The 17,395-nt window shown below is 74.5% G+C and carries 14 protein-coding genes; 9 read left to right on the forward strand and 5 right to left on the reverse strand.

Annotated elements, in window-relative coordinates:
• The 4 genes from FB476_RS16045 to FB476_RS16060 all read left to right on the forward strand — a co-directional run.
• Positions 1-998 (forward strand): glycosyltransferase (locus FB476_RS16045; RefSeq protein WP_141821283.1); only part of this gene is annotated, 998 nt, incomplete at its 5' end.
• A 72-nt stretch (positions 999-1,070) separates the two neighbouring features.
• A complete protein-coding gene (locus FB476_RS16050) occupies positions 1,071-1,445 on the forward strand; it encodes a hypothetical protein (RefSeq protein ID WP_141816960.1) in 375 nt (124 codons plus the stop codon).
• Positions 1,442-3,916 (forward strand): glycosyltransferase family A protein, encoded by a 2,475-nt coding sequence (locus FB476_RS16055; RefSeq protein WP_141816959.1) that lies wholly within the window; start codon positions 1,442-1,444, stop codon positions 3,914-3,916. Before FB476_RS16050 ends, FB476_RS16055 begins: the two co-directional genes overlap by 4 nt.
• A complete protein-coding gene (locus FB476_RS16060) occupies positions 3,913-6,108 on the forward strand; it encodes a glycosyltransferase family 4 protein (protein ID WP_141816958.1) in 2,196 nt (731 codons plus the stop codon). Before FB476_RS16055 ends, FB476_RS16060 begins: the two co-directional genes overlap by 4 nt.
• On the opposite strand, the gene FB476_RS16065 is transcribed toward FB476_RS16060, so the two are convergent.
• Positions 6,078-7,763, reverse strand: a complete 1,686-nt coding sequence (locus tag FB476_RS16065; protein ID WP_141821285.1) for a glycosyltransferase — start codon at positions 7,761-7,763, stop codon at positions 6,078-6,080. The genes FB476_RS16060 and FB476_RS16065 overlap by 31 nt on opposite strands.
• 56 nt (positions 7,764-7,819) lie before the next feature.
• Complete coding sequence (locus tag FB476_RS16070) at positions 7,820-9,889, reverse strand: acyltransferase family protein (protein WP_141821287.1); 2,070 nt, start codon at positions 9,887-9,889, stop codon at positions 7,820-7,822.
• A 134-nt stretch (positions 9,890-10,023) separates the two neighbouring features.
• On the opposite strand from FB476_RS16070, the gene FB476_RS16075 reads away from it, so the two are divergent.
• Complete coding sequence (locus FB476_RS16075; protein ID WP_141821289.1) at positions 10,024-10,260, forward strand: biotin/lipoyl-binding carrier protein; 237 nt, start codon at positions 10,024-10,026, stop codon at positions 10,258-10,260.
• Here FB476_RS16075 and FB476_RS16080 read toward each other — a convergent pair.
• From FB476_RS16080 to FB476_RS16090, 3 genes are all read right to left on the reverse strand, one after another.
• Positions 10,257-12,425, reverse strand: coding sequence for an acyltransferase family protein (locus FB476_RS16080; RefSeq protein WP_141821291.1), 2,169 nt, complete (start codon positions 12,423-12,425; stop codon positions 10,257-10,259). The two genes, FB476_RS16075 and FB476_RS16080, sit on opposite strands and share 4 nt — an antisense overlap.
• A 13-nt stretch (positions 12,426-12,438) precedes the next feature.
• Entirely contained in the window at positions 12,439-13,605 is a 1,167-nt protein-coding gene (locus FB476_RS16085) for a nucleotide sugar dehydrogenase (RefSeq protein ID WP_141821293.1), read from the reverse strand.
• A gap of 61 nt (positions 13,606-13,666) precedes the next feature.
• The gene (locus FB476_RS16090) at positions 13,667-15,187 is read right to left on the reverse strand and encodes a hypothetical protein (protein WP_141821295.1); all 1,521 of its coding nucleotides are present in this window, start codon (positions 15,185-15,187) and stop codon (positions 13,667-13,669) included.
• Between the two features lie 280 nt (positions 15,188-15,467).
• Here FB476_RS16090 and rpsF point away from each other — a divergent pair, with 280 nt between their 5' ends.
• The 4 genes from rpsF to rplI all read left to right on the forward strand — a co-directional run bounded on the left by rpsF (position 15,468) and on the right by rplI (position 17,193).
• Positions 15,468-15,755: a 30S ribosomal protein S6 gene (rpsF, locus tag FB476_RS16095; protein ID WP_141821297.1), complete on the forward strand. Its 288-nt coding sequence runs from the start codon at positions 15,468-15,470 to the stop codon at positions 15,753-15,755.
• Between the two features lie 67 nt (positions 15,756-15,822).
• Positions 15,823-16,413 (forward strand): single-stranded DNA-binding protein, encoded by a 591-nt coding sequence (locus FB476_RS16100; RefSeq protein WP_141821299.1) that lies wholly within the window; start codon positions 15,823-15,825, stop codon positions 16,411-16,413.
• 72 nt (positions 16,414-16,485) lie between these two features.
• Entirely contained in the window at positions 16,486-16,722 is a 237-nt protein-coding gene (gene rpsR, locus FB476_RS16105; RefSeq protein WP_022920097.1) for a 30S ribosomal protein S18, read from the forward strand.
• Between the two features lie 24 nt (positions 16,723-16,746).
• Entirely contained in the window at positions 16,747-17,193 is a 447-nt protein-coding gene (rplI, locus tag FB476_RS16110; protein WP_141821301.1) for a 50S ribosomal protein L9, read from the forward strand.
• Positions 17,194-17,395 lie beyond the last annotated feature (202 nt).

Consider the following 17,395-nt stretch of genomic DNA (forward strand, 5'->3'; position numbering starts at 1 on the left):
CCCCCGACGCCGCCGTCCCCGGGCTGACCGCGGTCGAGGTCCGGCGCGCCCGTGGTCGCCACCGGCTCGCGGCCCAGCGCTCCGCGCGCGAGCTGCTCCGGCGGCTGGGGCCGGACCACGACGTCGTCCTGCTCCACGACCCCGAGCTGGTCCCGACCACGGTGGGCCTGCGCCTGCCGCCCGTCGTGTGGGACGTGCACGAGGACACCGCGGCCGCCGTCAGCGTGCGGCCGTGGGTGCCGGACCGGCTCCGTCCCGTGGTCGCCCGGGCGGTCAGCGGGGTGGAGCGGCTGGCCGAGCGGCGCATGGCGCTCCTGCTCGCCGACGAGCACTACGCCGCGCGGTTCCGCTCCGAGCACCCCGTCGTGCTCAACACCACGACCGTCCCGGCAGATCCGCCCCCGGCCGCGACGACGGACGCCGACGGCGCCCTGCGCGTCGTCTACCTCGGCAGCGTCACGGTCGAGCGTGGCGCCCGGGAGCTGGCCGCCATCGGCCGACGCCTGAGGGCGGTCGCCGGCGACCGGGTCGTGCTCCAGGTCGTCGGACCGGCCCACGGGGAGGCCGAGGAGGTGCTGCGCACCGCCCGTGACGAGGGCGCCCTGCGCTGGGAGGGCTTCGTCGCCAGCGACCGCGCCCTGGCCATGCTCGGGGGCGCGCTGGCGGGCCTGTCTCCTCTGCACGACACCGCCAACTTCCGGCCGAGCGTGCCGACCAAGATCGTCGAGTACATGGCCTGGGGGATCCCCGTCGTCAGCACCCCCCTGCCCCTCGCCACGTCGCTCGTCGAGCGCAGCGGCGGCGGCGTGCTCGTGCCCTTCGGCGACGTCGACCGGACGGTCGAGCAGCTGCTGGCCTGGGCCGACGACCCGGCCCTCGCCCGCGAGGTGGGCCGACGCGGCCACGACTACGCCCTCGCGCGGCTCGACTGGTCGACCCAGGCGCCGGCCTTCGTGGCGGCGCTGCAGCAGGTCGCCGACGCAGGGGCACGGTCGTGACCGGTCCCACCGTCCCGGCGTGGCATGCTGGACCGTCGGGAACGAACCAGCGTCGACGGGAGGGAGACGACCATGGCTGACCGTGCACCGTCCGCCGGACGGGCGTTGCGCCGCGTGCCCGCGACCGCCGTGCTCGCCGCCCTGGGCACCGTCGGCGTCGTCACCGTCGTGCTCGCCGTCCTCGGCCTGTGGGCCGGGGCCGTGACCGGGCTCGTCGTGCTCCACCTCGGCACCGCGCTCGCGGTGCTCGGCCCCTGGGGGGCCGGCCGCGCCGTCTCCGCCCCGAAGGCCGCTGCGACCGCCGACCCGGTCCGCGCCGAGCTGCAGGACCTCGAGCGTCGCGTCGACGCCCTCGGCGCCCGGCTGGTGGCCGGCACCGAGCGGGCCCGGGTCGAGATCCTCGACGCCCTCGCCGGCTCCCGGCCCGCCGGCGACGACCCGCGGTGACCTCCGCCCCCGACGACCTGGCCGCCGCGGCGGCGGGTGCCCTGCCCCCCGGCGAGGACGTCGTGGAGGCGATGGAACGCTTCGCCCTGCGCACCCGCAGCCCGCTCGCCGCCGACACCCTCGCGCGCGCCGCGACCGGCGGGACCCGCGCCCTCGACGCGCTGCTCGCCGATGCCGCCGCCGACCCGGCGCTGGTCCTCGACCCCGCCTGGGGCGCGGCCACCGCCCGCGTGCTGGCCCTCGGTCCGCGTCCCGACGCCTGGGACCGTGCGGCCGAGGTCTACACGGCCCTCCTCCGCACGGTCCCCGCGGCCGCGCTCGGGCGCCGCGCCGTCACGACCTGGGCCCAGCTGCTGCTGCGGCTGGGCCGCGACGACGAGCTGCGGGCCCTGCTCGCCGACCCCGGTGTCGGCCTGGCCGACGTCGACCGGTGGGCGCTGCGGACCGACCTGGCCAACCCGTGGCGGGAGGGTGCCGCCGGCCCGGTCTCCCCCTCGGCCGAGAGGGAGTGGGCCGCGACCTTCAACGAGGTCCACGCCGCGGACGACCTCGAGCCGGTGGAGCTCCTGCCCGACGGCGACACGGCATACCAGCGGCTCTCCGCCACCCCGCGGAGCACGGTCGACGGGGAGCTGGTGACCGTGCTCATGTCGGCCTACCGCCCCGATCGCGACATCCTCATGGCGGCGCGCTCCGTCCTGGCCTCGAGCTGGACCAACCTCGAGCTGCTCGTCGTCGACGACGCCTCGCCCCCCGGCTCGGAGGCGCTGCTCGAGGAGGTGGAGGCCCTCGACGAGCGGGTGCGCGTGGTCCGCGCCCCGCGCAACGCCGGCACCTACGAGGCGCGCAACCTGGCACTGGGCACCGCGCGGGGCCGCTGGCTCACCTTCCAGGACAGCGACGACTGGACCCACCCGCGGCGGGTGGAGGCGCAGGTCCGGGCCCTGCAGGAGCGGCCGGGCCTCGTCTCCTGCCGCACCTGGACGCTGCGTGCCTATCCCGACCTCACCCTGACCTACGTCGGCTACCCGCCGGAGCGGCTCAACGCCTCCTCCCTGCTGCTCGACCGGCTCGAGACGGTCCGCCTGGTGGGCGGCTTCGACGCCACCCGCAAGTCCGGCGACATGGAGCTGCCGCTGCGGCTCAGGGCCGTGCGCCCCGGCAGCCACCGCGACCTGCGCCACCCCGCACCGCTGGCCGTCACCCAGCTGCGCAGCGGCTCGTTGTCGCGCACCGATGCCGTCCCCGGGTGGACGCGCTGGACCCGCCTGGCCTACCGCGACCTCTACGTCGAGTGGCACCGCCGGATCGCCGCCGACCGCGCCGACGCCGTGCTGCCGGGATCCCGCCGACCGTTCCCCCTGCCCGATCCCACCTGGGCCCCCGACCGTCCCGCGACGCCCCCCACGCCCCGCGAGCACGACGTCGTGGTGCTGGGCGACCTGCGGGCCGACCAGCCGCGGTCGCGGGCCACCACGGCACTGGCGACCGCGCTCGCCGGCACGAGCCCGCGCGTCGCGCTGGCCCACGTCGAGGTGCCCGACCCGCTCCTGGCCGCGCGTCCCGACCTGCTGGCCGAGGCCAGCGCCGCAGTCGTCGACGGCCGGGTCGCGCTGACCGACGCCGGCGAGCCCGAGCACGCCGCGGTCCTCGTCGTCGACGGGCCGGCCGCCCTGCTCCACCTGCCCGAGGCCCGCCTCGCCGTGGACGAGGTCCTGGTCCTCGCGGACGCCCCGCCGGCTCCCGGGAGCTGGACGGTGGACGCGGTCGAGCAGCGCTCGCAGGAGCTCTTCGGCCACCGCCCCCGGTGGGCCGTGCGGGGCGAGCCGTCGGGGGAGCTGCGCGAGCTCCTCGCGCAGGAGCGGCTGCTCCCGGCCGGCCTCGCCACCGTCGTCGACCTCGACGCCGCGCCGCCGCGGCCGCGTCCGCGGACCGGCGTGCCCGGCGGGGACCGCGTCGTCGTCGGGCACCACCTTCCCGACGCCCGGGCGCGCTGGCCGCGCACCGCCGACGAGGTGCGCGACGCCTACCTCGGCGAGCACCTCGACGTCCGGTCGCTCCGCGGGACGAAGACCCCGACCGCGGCCCTCGGGCGCCCGCTGCCGCCCCCGTCCTGGCTGTCGCTGGCCCGGACCGGGATGACCGTGCGCGAGTTCCTCGGGTCCCTCGACGTCTTCGTCTACCAGGGCACCTGGGACGCCGCGGCCGAGGTCGCGACCCTGGAGGCGCTCGCCGCCGGTCTGCCGTGCGTCCTCCCGCCCGAGGCGGCCGGCTCGCTCGCCGACGCCACCGACCTGCCCGACCCACCCGTCCGCCTCGTCCCGCCCGCGGCCGTCCCCGCCGCGGTCGACGAGCTGCTGCGGGGCACCGCGGAGCCCGCCGCCGTCCCGCGGTCGCGGCTGGCGGCCTGGACCCGGGCCCTCCGCACCCTGACCACCCCGACCGAGACCGCTCGAGGAGCACTCGTATGAGCCTTGTCCGATCCGTCCCCCGCCGAGTCCGAGCGGCGCTGCTGCCCGCGGTGAGGCACCTGCCGCGGGGCGTGCGCCCCGGACCGCTCGCGCGGCTCGGCCGGGACGCCCGCGTCGAGGTCGCCCGCCGCCGGATCGACACGGACCCGGTGGGCGCCCTGGCCGACCTCGAGGGAGAGCTGGGGCCGGAGGCCCCGCCGCGCGTGTGGCGGCTGGCGGCCCAGGCCGCCGCCCGTGCCAAGCGTCACGACAAGGTGGTCGAGCTCGACGTCCGCGGGCTCGAGCGGCGCTACGCGGGCCCCGGCGACGCCCTGCGCCTGCGCCGGGCCGCCGTGGCGACCGGCGACACCGAGCGTGCCCAGCTGGCCCTCGACTACCTGCTCGGCCTCACTCCCGCCAAGAACGGCGCGGTGCGCAAGAGCGCCGAGGCGCTGCGGCACGTCGACGGGAGCCGGCTGCCCCGGTTGGTGGAGTGGCGCGAGCGGATCGCCCGCACGCATCCGGCGCTCGACCTCGAGCCGGTCGACGAGGCGATCCTGCAGGTGCGCCTGCGGGACCAGGTGGAGCGCGGCGCCGACCTCGCGGAGATCCTCTCCGAGGCGCTGGTCCGGCCCGCCGACACGCCCCGGCTGGTGCGGGCCCTGATGGGGGCCCGGCGCTACGACGACCTGGAGGAGCTGCTCCGCCGGCTCACCCCCGAGCAGGCCCTGACGGTGCCCGCGGAGACCTGGCGCACCCTGGCGCAGAAGGCCACCAGCACGGGCTGGAGCGAGCTGGCCGGCCTGGCCGCGCAGCTGGCCCTCCGGGCCGGGACGGGCACCGAGGACCCGGCGACCACGGCCAGGCTGGAGGCGATGGTCGCGGTGGGCCAGGACGAGGCCCGCACGATGGTGGAGGGCTGGACGCCTCCCGTCCGGGGGAGCGTCGCCCGGCCGACCGACGTCGACCCGCTCGGCGTGGTCTCGGTGCTGGGCCAGTCGCTGCCGCTGCGTTCCGGGGGCTACGCCACCCGCTCCCACGGCATCCTGACCAGCCTGGTCGACCGCGGCTGGCACATGAACGCCGTCACCCGCCTCGGCTTCCCCTACGACCTGTGGTGGAAGGCCGACGACGAGCGGGTCGTCGCCCCCGTGGACGTCGTCGACGGCGTGCCCTACCACCGCCTGCTCACCGAGGGGGTGCGGTCCTACCCGCGCACGCCGCTCGTGCCCTACGTGGAGGAGGGCGCCCGCGGCATCGCGAAGCTCGCCCGGGAGAAGCGGGCGGGCCTGATCCACGCCTCGAGCCTCTACGACGTCGGCATGGCCGGTCTGCTGGCCGCCCGCGAGGTCGGGGTGCCCTTCGTCTACGAGATGCGCGGTCTCAAGCAGCTGCTGGAGAGCGCGCGGCAGCCCCGCTTCGCCGAGTCGCCCCGCAGCCGTTACCTCGACCTGCTCGAGGGCACGGTGGCCCGCGAGGCCGACGCGCTCTTCGTCATCACCGAGGCGCTCGGCCGCCAGATGGTGGAGATGGGCGTGGACCCCGAGCGCATCACCGTGGTGCCCAACGGGGTCAACGCCGCCCGGTTCGAGCCGCGGGAGCGGGACGAGGAGCTCGCCGCCTCCCTGGGGCTCGCCGGCCGCACGATCATCGGCTACGTCGGCGGCCTGGTCCACTACGAGGGGCTCGACCTGCTCTTCGAGGCCGTGGCACGGCTGCGCCGCGAGCGCGACGACTTCCACGTGCTCGTCGTCGGCGACGGCGCCCACCAGCGCGCGCTGCACCGCACCGTCGAGCAGCTGGGCGTCGGTGACCTGGTCACCTTCACCGGCCGCGTGCCGCACGAGGAGGTGGAGGCCTACCTCTCCCTGGTCGACATCACCCCCTTCCCGCGCAAGCCGCTGCCGGTCTGCGAGCTCATCTCCCCGATCAAGCCGTTCGAGTCCATGGCGATGGAGAAGGCCGTCGTCGCCTCCGACGTCGCGGCGCTGGCCGAGATCGTCCAGGACGGCGTGACCGGGCGCCTCTTCGCCAAGGGCGACGCCGACGACCTGGCGCGCGTGCTCGGCGAGCTCGTGGACGACCCGGAGCAGCGGGTCCGCCTGGGACGTTCGGCGCGGGAGTGGGTCGTCGCCGAGCGTGACTGGAGCCGGATCACCGACGCCGTGGACGGGGTCTACCGTCAGCTGCTGGGCGTCAGCACCGAGGAGTAGATCGCCCCGTAGCGCTCCCCGTTGCGCGCCCAGTCACGCTCCGTCACGACCCACTCACGGGCCGTGGCGGCGTGCCGGGCGCGGCGCTCGGGATCCTCGTGCAGCCGCTGCAGCACGTCGGCGAGCGAGCGGGCGTCACCGGTGGTGAAGGTCTCGCCGCGCTCGCCGTCACCGGTGATCTCCCGCAGCGCCGGGAGGTCGGAGACGACGAGCGGCACCGACAGGGCCATCGCCTCGTAGGGCTTGAGCGGGGTGACGAGGCGGGCGGCGCGCTCGTCGATGCGCGGGATCACGAAGACGTCGAGCTGGGCGTAGTAGTCGCCCACCTCGGTGTGCGGCACCTTGCCGGTGAAGTGCACGGCGTCGCCGGCGCCGACCTCGCGGGCGTGCGCCTCCAGCAGCTCGCGACGGTTGCCGTCACCGACGATCAGCGCGGTGGCGGGCACGCCCCGGCGGCGCAGCTCGACGGCCGCGTCGACGAGCAGCTCCTGGCCCTCGCGGTAGTGGTCCAGGTTGGAGACGTAGCCGAAGACGAACCGGTCCTCCAGGCCCAGCCGGGCCGTGAGCTCGTCGTCGCGCTCGCGGGGGACGAAGACGGTCGGGTCGACGCCGTTGGGCACGACGTGCACGTGCTCGGCGGGGATGCCGCGGCCGACGATGTCGTCCTTCATCGACTCGCTGAGGGTCACCACGGCGGCCGCCTCGCGCATGCACCGGGCCTCCTGCGCGTGGCGGCGCCGGTAGACCTCCGCCTGCTCGGCCCAGGCGGTGTCGGAGCTCCACAGCGACTCGAAGAAGCCGCGGACCTCGTAGACCACGGGCAGGTCCAGGGCGCGGCCCACGGCCAGCGCCACCAGGGCGGCCTCGTAGCCGCGGTTGCCGGAGTGGACGTGGATCAGGTCGGGGTCCTCCGCGGCGACGACGGGGGCCAGGGCCGTGGCGTAGGCGTCGAGGTAGGCGTCCCACGGCTCGGACGACGGGATCTCGTCGCGGAGCAGGTGGACGTAGCGGACGCCCCCGACCTCGTCGACCGGCGGGGCGTCGAGGACGCCGACCGTGTGTGGGAAGTCGAGCGCGGTGACGGCCACCGGGGACAGGCCGGCGCGGAGCTCGCCGGTGAGCGTGTACATCGTCCGCATCGAGTAGCCGCTCTGGCGCTGCGGCATACCGATCTTGACCAGGTGCAGCACCCGGCCGGTGGGCTCGCTGTGGCGGGGCCGGGTGGGGAGCGACCCCAGCACGGCCGGCTCGATCGTCGGCAGCCAGCTCGGGTCCGTCTCCCGCCACCGCCCCTCCTGGGTGCGCAGCTGACGCAGCAGGCTCGGGTCGTCGGGGAAGATCTCGAGGCGGCGGCGCAGGGCGCGCAGGTGCAGGCTGATCGCCCCGGCCCTGCCGGCGCTCATCTGCAGCTGGCGCAGCAGCACGGGGGACGGGTCGTCCTCCTGCTCGAGGCGCGCGAGCTCGCTCTCCACGAGGGCGAGGGCCTCGGCGTGCCGACCCTCCTCGGTCAGGGCGGCGAGGCGGGCCGCCGTCGGGTCCGAGCTGGGGTCGACCGGACCCGCGGTGGGCCGGGGAGCGGGCGGCTCGCTCCCGGAGGAGGGTCGGGCGCCAGAGCGGCGCAGCAGACGGTCGGCCCAGCGCTTGAGATCAACCACGCCCCAGACGATACGCGGCGGCGCTCGAGCGCACCGCCGCGCCGGGTCCCCGAGGTCTACTCGGCCGCGCGGACCGGCACCTCGTCCAGGGCGATCTCGTCGGCCTCGGCGGCCGTGAGCCCGAGCTCGCTCAGCTCCCGGTGCAGGAAGGGGGTCAGAGAGCGCGCGAAGGTGTCGGTGATGTGGCTGCCCTGGCGGTAGATGAGCTGCCCCCCGATGGCCACGGGGCAGGCCGAGGGGTCGGGGCAGATCCACACGGTCGGGTCGATGGTGGGCACCCCGACGGCCTCCGCGACGTCGCGGATCAGCGCGTCCTTGGACAGGTCGGGGGCGAAGTCGCACCGGCGCAGGTCGTCGGAGTTCTCCGCGGCGCAGTCGTAGGCCGACATGCCGGGGTGGGCGTTGTCGGCGACCAGGACGACCGAGATGCCGGCGTCGCGCAGCGCGGCGGCCGCCTCCACGATGCCCTCGGTCAGCTCGGGGTCCGGCTCCGCCCCGGTCGACATGAGCACCAGGTGGGGCGTGGTCTCCTGGGCGAGGATCCGGTCCAGCACGGTGCGGCCGAAGGCGTTGCAGTCGTCCTTGTCGCCGGCGACGGTGGGGGCGCAGGCGCTCTTGAGGTAGGTCGTGAGCCGCCAGTCCTCCTCCTCGGCGATCGCGTCGAAGGCGGAGAAGTACTGGCCCATCTTGGAGTCGCCCCACAGGACGACCTCGGTGCCGGAGTCCGGGGAGCCGTAGACGCAGTGGTCGCGGGGCTCGGGGTCACCCTGGGCGACCTGGCAGCCGTCGGCGTAGTAGGGCGGGACGTCCTCGAGGGCCAGCTCGGGCAGGGGCTCGAGCGGGCCGGTTGCCGTGTAGGCCGAGGTCGGGTCGGGGAGCGGCTCCCAGCTCTGCGCCGCCGGGTCGGCGACGAGGGCCGCCGGGCCGGGCGTGGTGGTCGACTCCGACAGGGTCGGGCGGGTCACCCAGCCGACGAGGGCCACGGCGCAGATCACCGCCATGGTCGTCCCGCCGAAGGCCAGGCTGAGGCCGGGCCGGGCGGCGAGGGAGCGCTGGTAGCGGATGGGGTCCTCGACGAGGTGCTTCGTGGCCCAGGCCAGGCCGACCGCCAGCACGCCGAGCCCGACCAGCGCCACCCAGGGCAGCTCGCCCCAGCGGGCCTCCGCCAGCACGACCAGCGGCCAGTGCCACAGGTAGATGGCGTAGGACAGGCCGCCGATCCACACCATGGGGGCGAGGCCGAGGAGCGAGCCGCCGAGCGTGCGGTGGCCGGGGACCCCGGCGGCGATGACGAGCACCGAGCCGAGCACGGGGACGAGGGCGGCCGTCCCCGGCCAGGGCGTGGACGCGTCGAAGCCGAGCACGGCATACAGGATCAGGCCGAGGCCGAGGAGCACCCCGGTCTCGCCGGCCCACCGGGGCAGCGCGGACAGGCGCGGCACGAGGAAGGCCAGGAGCGCGCCCGCCGCCAGCTCCCACAGGCGCGTGGTGGTGACGAAGTAGGCGGTCGCCGGCTCGGTGCGGGTCTGCACGACCGACCACAGGAGCGACGCGGCACCCAGCGCGCCGAGCAGCAGGAAGGCGATCCGGCGGCGCCGCAGCCGGTAGCGGGCCGAGAGCACGACCGCGAGCAGGATGAGCAGCGGCCAGACGATGTAGAACTGCTCCTCCACCGACAGCGACCAGTAGTGCTGGAGCGGGGACACCCCGGCGTCCTCGGCCAGGTAGTCCACGGACCGCCCGGCCAGCACCCAGTTGACGACGTAGAGGGTGGAGCCCAGCACGTCGCTGAGCAGGTTGGTCCGCTCCGACGCGGGCAGGACGAGCCAGCCGCCGGCCAGGGTGAAGGCGATGACGACCGAGGCCGCCGGCAGCAGCCGCCGGGCCCGGCGGGCGTAGAAGTCCTTGAGCGAGACGGTGCCGGTTCGCGCCACCTCCCGCAGCAGCAGCGAGGTGATGAGGAAGCCCGAGATGACGAAGAAGACGTCGACGCCGGCGAAGCCGCCGGAGAACCACGGCACGTGCAGGTGGTAGAGCAGGACGGTGCCGACGGCGACCGCGCGCAGGCCCTCGATGTCGAGGCGGACCGGGCGCGCGGCGGGGGTCGTGGGAGACGGTGAGGTCACAGGCGGGGGTGTTTCGCTCGGGTGCGGAGGACAGCCCGCATCGTCTCACGGGTGACCGCGTGAAGCCTGGGAACGCGGGCTCCGGTCGTGGACGTCGCTCCCGGAAGGGGCGGTCGTCTGAGACGATGCGGGTCATGCCGCAGCACATCGCGTCCGAGCTCGTCGCCAGCATCGCCCAGGTCCACGTCACCGTCGGCCAGCGGGTCGAGGCGGGTCAGGAGGTCGTGCTCCTGGAGTCGATGAAGATGGAGATCCCGCTGCTGGCCGAGCAGGCCGGCACCGTGGTAGAGGTCCACGTCTCGCCCGGTGACGTCGTCCAGGAGGGCGACGTCGTCGTGGTGGTGGACGAGCGGCCGGGAGCCGGCCGCTAGCGCTCGCCGGTGGTGGCGCGACCCGGCGCCGCCACGGCCCACTCGATCTCCTGCAGCGGGGTGCGAGCCACCCCCAGCCGCACGAGCTCGGAGTGGAGCACGGGGGTGAGGGAACGGACGTAGGTCGCCGTCAGGTGGCTCCCCTGGCGGAAGACGAGCACACCTCCGACGACCGGGGGGCAGGCGGGCTCCGGGCCCCCGCCCGGGCAGACCCACCGTCCCAGGTCGAGCAGCGGCACGTCGAGCTGCTCCGACGCCACCGTCAGGGCGGGCGTGCCGGAGCCCCGACCGCTGGGGTAGGAGCAGGCGCCGTAGTCGTCCGGATGCGCGCCGACGCACTCGTAGAGCGTCATCTCGTCGGGCAGCTCGGCGCGGGAGGGCGCCGGGTTGTCGGCCAGCAGCACGACCTCGGCCCCGGCCTCGACGGCCGGGCGGAGGTGGTCGGCCAGCGAGGTGCCCAGCTCCTCGCCGCCGTACTTCACCATCGAGGTGAGGATCAGGTCGGGGACGGAGCCGGGCGTGGCCAGGCGCTCGGCGAGCGCGGCGTTGTAGGCCACGCAGTCGGGCTCCGCCTCGACGGCGACGAAACCGCAGGCGGACTTGGTGTAGACCTTCACCCGCCAGCCCTCGAGCTCGGCGATCGGCTCGAGCGCGGAGATCCACTGCAGCGCCTTGGAGTCGCCCACGAGCGCGACCGACACCGGCCCGTCGAGGTCGCCGAAGACGCACTCGTCGTCGGGGGTGATCTCGGTCGCGCCCTGCTGCACCTGGCAGCCCGCGCCGTAGGCGGCCCGCGGGGTGTCCTCGGTGGCCACCTCCGGCGCCGGGTGGACCGGACCGGACCCGGTGTAGACCACGCGGGGGTCGGCGACCGGTGCCAGCTCGTCCGCCGTGCGGCTCGCCGGGTCGACGAGGCCGATGGCGCCCGAGCCCGGGGGCACGTCGGCGAGCACGTCAGGGTCGAAGGTCGGGGCCGTCTGCAGCACCGCGACACCGACCGCGGCCGAGACGGCCATGCTCGCCGCCCCGTAGGCCAGCCCGCGCGCCGTGCGTCGGGCCAGGACCGGCGAGAAGCGGACGGGGTTCTCCACCACGTGCAGCGTGGCCCATGCCAGCAGCACCGACCCGGCGGCGACCGCGAGCCGCAGCCCGAGGCCGGCGTCGGGGCGGGTCTCCGCGAGCAGGCGGAGGACCGGCCAGTGCCACAGGTAGAGCCCGTAGGAGAGGCCGCCGAGGAAGCGCATCGGGGGAAGACCGAGCAGCCGGGCGGGCGGGCTGCTGGGCCAGGCCGGCCCGGCGGCGATCACCGCCGCGGTGCCCAGGGTGGGGAGCAGGGCGGCGCTCCCCGGCCAGGGCGTGCCGCGGTCGACCAGCACCACCGTCACGGCGATCGCGACCAGCCCGGCGACGGCCAGGCCGGCCGCGACCCGGCGCGGGAGACGGGCCAGCCGGCCGGACAGGAGGACCAGCAGGGCGCCGACCCCGAGCTGCCAGACGCGGGTGGTCGTGGCGAAGTAGGCCGTGCCCGGGCTGCTCGCGGTCGCCAGCACCGACCAGGCCAGCGAGGCGGCGACGACCAGCCCCAGGACCAGCGTCAGGCCGCTGGTCAGCGACAGCCGCAGCCGCCGCCCGAGCCACAGCACGAGCAGGATGAGCAGCGGCCAGACGACGTAGAACTGCTCCTCGACCGACAGCGACCAGTAGTGCTGCAGCAGCGACGGCGCGGAGTCCTCGGCGAGGTAGTCGACCTCCCGCCCGGCGAAGACCCAGTTGACGACGTAGAGGGTGGCCCCGACGACGTCGGTCCCGAGCTCGCCCCGGCGGCCGGGCGGCAGCACCAGCCAGCCCGCCACGGCGGTGACCACGAGCACGAGCGAGGCGGCCGGGAGCAGGCGGCGGGCGCGGCGGGCGTAGAAGCGGGCCAGCGAGACGGTGCCCGTGCGCCTGGCCTCGGACACCAGCTGCGAGGTGATGAGGAAGCCGGAGATGACGAAGAAGACGTCGACACCGGCGAAGCCACCGCTCAGCCCGGGAACGCCCGCGTGGTAGAGCAGGACCATGAGGACCGCGATCGCGCGCAGGCCCTCGATGTCGCCGCGCAGGACGCGGGGGCGGGCAGCGGGGCTCACTCCAGCAGGAGCGGCGGTGCCGGTGCCGGCGGTCACGGGGGGTCTCGGTCTAGTCGCGGCTGTAGAGGTCGCGGGTGTAGAGCTTGGGGCCGAAGCCGCGGGCGGTGTCGTCGAGGCGGTTGGCGATGATGACGTCGCTGGCGGTGGTGAACTCGGCCAGGTCGGCGAGAACGCGGGCGCCCTGGAAGGTGTCGGTGTCCAGGGTGGGTTCGTGGATGACGATCTCGATGCCGCGGGCCTGCAGGCGGGACATGACGCCCTGGACGGAGGAGGCGCGGAAGTTGTCCGAGCCGGCCTTCATGATGAGGCGGTAGATCCCCACGGTGCGGGGGTGGCGCTCGGCGATGTCGGCGGCGATGAAGTCCATGCGGGTGGTGTTGGCCTCCACGATCGCGGTGATCAGCGTCTGCGGCACGTCGCCGTAGTTGGCCAGCAGCTGGCGGGTGTCCTTGGGCAGGCAGTAGCCGCCGTAGCCGAAGGAGGGGTTGTTGTAGTGGTCCCCGATGCGGGGGTCCAGGCCCACGCCCTCGATGATCTGCCTGGTGTCCAGGCCGCGGGTCGCGGCGTAGGTATCGAGCTCGTTGAAGTAGGCCACCCGCATCGCCAGGTAGGTGTTGGCGAACAGCTTGATCGCCTCGGCCTCGGTGGACCCGGTCAGCAGCACCGGCACGTCCTTGTCCAGCGCGCCCTGCACGAGCAGGTCGGCGAACATCCGCCCGGCCCGGCCGGTGTCGCCGACGATGATGCGCGAGGGGTGCAGGTTGTCGTACAGCGCCCGGCCCTCGCGCAGGAACTCGGGGGAGAACAGGATCGTGGCGCCGGGGTGCTCGGCGCGGACCCGCTCGGTGAACCCGACCGGGATCGTGGACTTGATGACCACGACCGCCTCGGGGGCGTGGGCCAGGACGTCGACCAGGACCTTCTCCACGCTGGAGGTGTCGAAGAAGTTGGTCTCGGTGTCGTAGTCGGTCGGGGTCGCGATGACCACGACCTGCGCGCCCTCGTAGGCCTGGCCCGGGTCGGTCGTGGCGGTCAGGTCCAGGCCGTTGTTGGCCAGGTAGTCCTCCAGCTCGGGGTCCACGATCGGCGAGCGCCGCGCGTTGATCAGCTCCACCTTGGTCGGGTCGATGTCCAGCGCCACCACCTCGTGGTGCTGCGCCAGCACCACGGCGTTGGACAGTCCCACGTAACCGGTCCCGGCAACGGCGATCTTCATGGCTTGACTCCCTGGGTGCTGGCGGACCGGACCAGTATGGCGGCGGCAGATGAGCCGCTTCTCACCGTCGCGCCAGCGCCGGCTCGCCAGCCCCCTCCGGGGCGGCCGGGGCCGCGAAGCGGACGTAGAGGTCGGCGCGGTCGTTGATGCCGAAGAAGAGCAGCGAGGGGTGGTTGCGGTGGATGAGCTCGTGCTGGGCCCAGGCCGACCCGCGCTGCTCGACCGGGAAGGACAGCAGGACGTCGAGCAGGCGGCGCGCGTTGAGCGGGGTGAAGGTGTCGAAGGCCGTGTCGGTCTCGTTGAGCACCTGGGCGTACCAGCGCGCGTGCCGCAGCTCCCAGTAGGCGAGGTCGGGCACGGCGTAGTGCTCGGACAGGTCGTCGAACCCGAGGGCGGCCCCGCGCTCGCGCACCACCGCGTCCACGGTCTCGTCCGGGAGGGCGACCTTCGGCGAGTGCGCCCGCAGCACCCGGCAGAGCGTGGCCAGCGGGTCCTCGCCCGCCTCCGCGGTGCCCCAGTAGCAGCGGCCGATCTCGAACAGGTTGCCGCGGTAGTGGACCGACCGGGGGTCGGGCGTGATGGACAGGTAGGTGGGCAGCAGCCACCGCCCGTGCTCGTGCGTGGAGTTGCGGGCCAGGACCTCCTTGTTGGCCTGCGCCCAGGCCGACGGGGTGCGGACGATGACGTGGTGGTCGGGGGGCAGGAGCTCGCGCATCTGCTGCGTGAGCTCGTGGTCGAGGCCGACGACCTCCTCCCAGCGGTTGCGCGGCGGCCGCCCCTCGACGGCCGAGGCGCTGGTGTAGGTGAAGCTCCGGAAGAACGCCCGGTGCTCGCGCGCCATCGCGAGCATCGCCCGCGAGTCCAGGCCGCCGCTCATCGACATGACGAGCGGGACCCCCAGGGCGACCAGGCGGTCGAGCTGCTCGGTCCACAGGTCCTCGACCAGCTCCAGGCGCTCGGACACGGACAGCTCGAGGGCCGGGTTGGCGCCGTTGCCGTGGAAGCGGACCTGGCGTCCGTCCCCGAGCTCGAGGCGGTGGTTGGCGACCAGGGCACCGATCCCCGGCTGCGAGGTCAGGTCGAGGAGGAGGTTGACGCCCACCTTCGCGCCGAAGGGCAGCCGGTCGGGCGTGCCGGTGCGGCCGCGCCGCAGGATGTCGTAGTGGCTCGACACCCGCCGGCGGGCGGCGTCGAAGAAGACCGATCGCGTCGCGGCGGCGTCGTTCCAGGCGACCACCCGGCCGCCGGTCCGGGCCAGCACGGCATACCGGCCGGAGACGTCGTAGAGGGCGGACTCGACCGCTGCGGCGCCCCCGAGCAGCAGCCGGGGCAGCAGATGACGGGCAGGGTCGCCGTCGGAGGGAAGGTCGCCGCTGCTCAGGGGCCAGGCCTTGCCGACCACGGCCACCCAGTCGTCGCCGTGCACGGCGACCGACACCTCGGCCAGCTCGTCGACCTGGAGGACGTAGCCCGGCAGCGGGAGGGTCCGGAAGGTTCCGAGGTCGTCGAGGAGCGGCTCGGCCGCGGGCGAGAGAAGGAAGCCACGCGGGTAGAGCCGCACCGGCGCGGTCCCCGGGTTCATGGGGCGAATGTAGACCGGGGCCGGTCGGACGGAGCGCCCCCGGGGGTCCGGGCGTGTCGAGCGGGCGCCGAGGTGGGTCGCCACGGGATTAGGACGGCACCGGCCGCGGCCGGTATCGTGGAGGGGTTCACCGTTCCCCGTGTCCGCCGGCTCGCGCCTGTGGACGACCACGCACCCGACCGAGCGGTCGGTGGCAGGGTGGGGGCGGTGGCGACGTATGAAGCCCTCCTGTCACGGAGAGACCGTGACCGCCATGAGACCGAAGGAGGTGGGTTCACGCATGCGTCAGTACGAACTGATGATCATCCTCGACCCCGAGACCGACGAGCGGAGCCTCCAGCCGACGCTGGAGAAGATGCTCGCTGTCGTGGGTAAGGAGGGTGGCTCCGTCGACGAGATCGACGTCATGGGACGCCGTCGCCTGGCCTACGAGATCAAGAAGCAGGCCGAGGGGATCTACGCGGTCGTCCAGATGACCGCCGAGCCCGCGACCGCCCAGGAGCTGGACCGCCAGCTGGGCCTCAACGAGTCCGTCCTGCGGACCAAGCTGCTGCGCCGCGACGCCTGAGCGTCGCCCGCGGCACACCTGCTGGACAGATCCCACCCAGACACCCCCAGATCGAGGACGACCTGACATGGCCGGAGAGACCCCCATCACCATCGTCGGCAACCTGACGGCCGACCCCGAGCTGCGCTTCACCCCGAGCGGTGCGGCCGTCGCCAACTTCACGGTGGCGTCCACCCCGCGCACCTTCGACCGCCAGACCAACGAGTTCAAGGACGGCGAGACGCTGTTCATGCGCTGCTCGGTCTGGCGCGAGGCGGCGGAGAACGTCTCGGAGTCCCTCACCCGCGGCACCCGCGTCGTCGTGACCGGTCGGCTCGTCTCGCGCTCCTGGCAGACCCAGGAGGGCGAGAACCGCACCGTCATGGAGATGCAGGTCGACGAGATCGGCCCCTCGCTGCGCTACGCCACCGCCAAGGTGACCAAGGCCCAGCGCGGTGGCGGTCAGCAGGGCGGCTGGGGCGGCAACCAGGGCGGCGGGCAGCCGGCCGGTGGCCAGCCCGGTGGTCAGCAGGGCGGCTGGGGCGGACAGCAGTCCGGCCCGCAGTCCGGCGGCGGCCAGCCCGAGTCCGACCCGTGGGCGACCGGTGGTGGCCAGTCCGGCCAGCAGCAGTCCGGTGGCTGGGGCGGTGCGCCGTCCTACGACGAGCCGCCGTTCTGATCCACGCAACACCTTCAGTTACACACCATCCCGAGCACCGCTCGGGCTCTCACGAAAGGGGAGAGCACCACGATGGCCAAGCCCGTTGTGCGTAAGCCCAAGAAGAAGGCGAACCCGCTCAAGTCCGCGAAGATCGAGTCGATCGACTACAAGGACACCGCGCTGCTTCGCAAGTTCATCTCCGACCGCGGCAAGATCCGCGCGCGTCGCGTCACCGGCGTCTCCGTCCAGGAGCAGCGCCGCATCGCCAACGCGGTGAAGAACGCCCGCGAGATGGCGCTGCTGCCCTACAGCAGCTCCGCCCGCTGACCCCGCGACGACAAGGAGAAGCTGATGAAGCTCATTCTGACCCAGCCCGTGTCCGGCCTGGGCACCCCCGGCGACGTCGTGGACGTCAAGGACGGCTACGCCCGTAACTTCCTGCTGCCCCGCAAGGTCGCGACCCCGTGGACCAAGGGTGGCCAGAAGCAGGTCGACTCCATCACCGCGGCGCGCTCCAAGCGTGCGCTGAAGTCGGCCGAGGAGGCCTCGGCCGCCAAGGGTCGCCTGGAGGGCACCACCATCACCGTCGCGGCCCGTGCGGGCCAGGGCGGTCGTCTGTTCGGCGCCGTCACCCCGGCCGAGATCGCCGAGGCGATCGTGGCCGCCGGCGGCCCGCAGGTCGACAAGCGCCAGATCGAGGTCCCGGCCCCGATCCGCACGCTCGGCGACCACGCCGTCCACGTGCGCCTGCACGAGGGCGTCTCCGCGGACCTGACGGTCACCGTCACCGCTGCCTGACACCGGTCGGCCGGGCCTCGTGCCCGGCCGGTCCGCGACGGCCCCGGCCCCGCCCAGCGGGACCGGGGCCGTCGTACGTCTGCCGCGTCCCAGCCCTGTCCAGGGCATGTCAAAATCTCGTCCAGGCTCCCCGGTGTGAGCCGGACGACACCCCGACGGTAGACTTTCCCCACGCCGTACGCGCACGCACACCCCAGGAGGG

Source organism: Ornithinimicrobium humiphilum, from assembly GCF_006716885.1.
GTDB classification, from domain to species: Bacteria; Actinomycetota; Actinomycetes; order Actinomycetales; family Dermatophilaceae; genus Ornithinicoccus; species Ornithinicoccus humiphilus.